General features: G+C 63.4%; 3 protein-coding genes. All 3 read left to right on the top strand.

Annotation, left to right across the window (positions count from 1 at the left end):
- Positions 1-303: 303 nt before the first annotated feature.
- The gene (locus ACM9LZ_RS25735; protein WP_416622356.1) at positions 304-516 is read left to right on the top strand and encodes a hypothetical protein; all 213 of its coding nucleotides are present in this window, start codon (positions 304-306) and stop codon (positions 514-516) included.
- 81 nt (positions 517-597) lie between these two features.
- Positions 598-849, top strand: a complete 252-nt coding sequence (locus tag ACM9LZ_RS25730; RefSeq protein ID WP_416622355.1) for a recombinase family protein — start codon at positions 598-600, stop codon at positions 847-849.
- A gap of 81 nt (positions 850-930) precedes the next feature.
- A partial coding sequence (locus ACM9LZ_RS25725) for a recombinase family protein (RefSeq protein ID WP_416622354.1) occupies positions 931-2,219 on the top strand: 1,289 nt, incomplete at its 3' end.

The raw sequence follows: 2,219 nt of genomic DNA, 5'->3' as shown, positions 1-2,219 counted from the left end.
GGGCGATATCTGCGCCATGCCGATAATGATGGTAAAGGGGCGGTGCATATGGGTCGGTGGCCGGCTGCTGCCAAGTGGTAACGTTCGAATGGAGGTTCCGGGCTCCCCGACGAGCCCCTATTCAATAGGAGCCCCATAGATGGTTAGATATCGGCACCGCGCCAAGACCCAATCCAACATGTGCAAGACGCACACATGGGTTGCGATCCTTCGGCGTCAGATGACGGGTGGGCTGTATCGGAAGGCTGGAGCAAATGGCCTGGGGAGAGGGCGCATTGTGCGCCCTATGATCAAGGTGCAACGATGTCCAAGCCCCCATCCCCAACCGACAGACACCTCACCAAGCGGGCTTCACGGCTCGTCCTGGAAGCCTGCAACGACAATGGCGACCAGACCGTCAACATCGAAGCCACTTTATCGCAGCTGGCGCGCCAGTTGGGCCAGTTACTGGCGCGCCAGCATTTCCAAGCGCTTGCAGCCAACACGGCCATCAAGCCGGATACCCTGCTCCCTTGACAAACTGTCAGCAGCGTCACCCGCCCCACCATTGACATCGCCCGACCGAACAGGTTGGATTTCGTATCCTGGAGTGCCTGCATGCGTGCCGCCATTTACGCCAGATATTCGTCCGACCAACAAAGCGCGTCCTCCATCGAGGACCAGATCAGGATTTGTCGGGAGCGGGCGCTTCGGCAGGGCTGGAAAGTCGCCGGCTGCTACAAGGACGCAGCGACTTCCGGTGCGTCCATGGTGGGACGGGCCGGCATTCAGGCGCTGCTTCGCGACGCCCAGTCCGGCGCGATCGACATCGTGCTGGCCGAGGCCCTGGACAGACTGTCCCGCGACTAGGCCGACATCGCGATCCTTCACCGTCAGCTCACCTTCCTCGGCGTCAAGATCGTCACGCTGGCTGACGACGAAATCAACGAAATGCACATCGGCCTGAAGGGGACGATGAACGCCTTGTTCCTCAAGGACCTTGCCGCAAAGACCCACCGCGGCCTGCGCGGCCGTGTCGAGAAGGGTAAAGCGGGCGGCGGGCTTTGCTATGGCTATGACGTGATCCGGCAGTTCGACGCCCATGGCGAACCCATCAGGGGAGATCGCCGGATCAACGATGCCGAGGCCAGCGTCGTGCGGCGCATCTTCCGGGAATTCGCCGACGGTGTCAGCCCACGCAGTATTGCCGGCAAACTGAATGCGGAGGGTGTTCCTGGGCCAGCAGGAAACATCTGGGGCGACACAACCATCAGAGGCCATGTCGTCCGGGGCACCGGCATCCTCAATAACGAGCTGTATGTCGGGATGCTGGTCTGGAACAAGCTCCGCTACCGCAAGGACCCATCCACCGGCAAGCGCGTGCCCAAGCTTAACCCCGAGAGCGCTTGGATCCGCACCGGGGTGCCGGAATTACGCATCGTAGACGATGAACTCTGGCTTGCCGTGCGCCAGCGCCAGGAGGCGCTGTCCATCAAGCACGAGACCAGCATCGCCGCCACCCGGGAGGCTCATGCCAACCGGCTGACCGGCGCCCGCCGGCCCGACACCCTGCTGTCCGGCCTGCTACAATGCGGATGCTGCGGCTACAGGTACAATGTCGTCTTCCGGGGCCGCTATGGCTGCGCCAATCATTACCGGCGCGGCGCGTGCGGCAATGGCCATACGATCAAGCGGCTGGAGATCGAGGCGCGCGTCCTGGACGGGCTGCGGCACAAGCTTGTGACCCCCGAAAGGGTGACCGAGGCCCTTGAAGGCTACATGGAGGAGGCCGACCGGCAGAACCGGAACCTGCGCGGCCGCCAGGAGCAGGAGCGCCAGGCCCTGGCCGCCGTGGAACGGCGTGTCGCTGCCATCCTCACGGCCATCGAGGAGAACCCCAGGCAGAAATCCCTGATCGCCCGGCTGGAGGAGTTGGAGTGCCAGGAGGCCGAGTTGCGGGCCAAGCTGGCCGCCATGCCCATCATCCCTGCCCTGGACGTGCCAGCCGACATCGCCAGCCAGTACCAGACAATGATCACGCGGCTGGAGGAGGAATTGGCCGATCCCGACCAATGCACCGCAGCGATGGGGACGATCCGGTCCCTGATCACGGGCGTGGTGCTTGAGCCGGGATCCCGCCCCGGCGAGGTGCATGCGCTTCTGCGGGGTGCGTTGGCAGGGCTTATAAAAGCAACAACCGGCAGAGATTTACCTCTGCCGGTTGGCTTACCATCGGTGGA

Source organism: Niveispirillum fermenti (genome assembly GCF_048066175.1).
In the GTDB taxonomy this organism is placed as follows: Bacteria; Pseudomonadota; Alphaproteobacteria; order Azospirillales; family Azospirillaceae; genus Niveispirillum; species Niveispirillum fermenti.
This window is presented reverse-complemented; position numbering and strand designations above follow the sequence as displayed.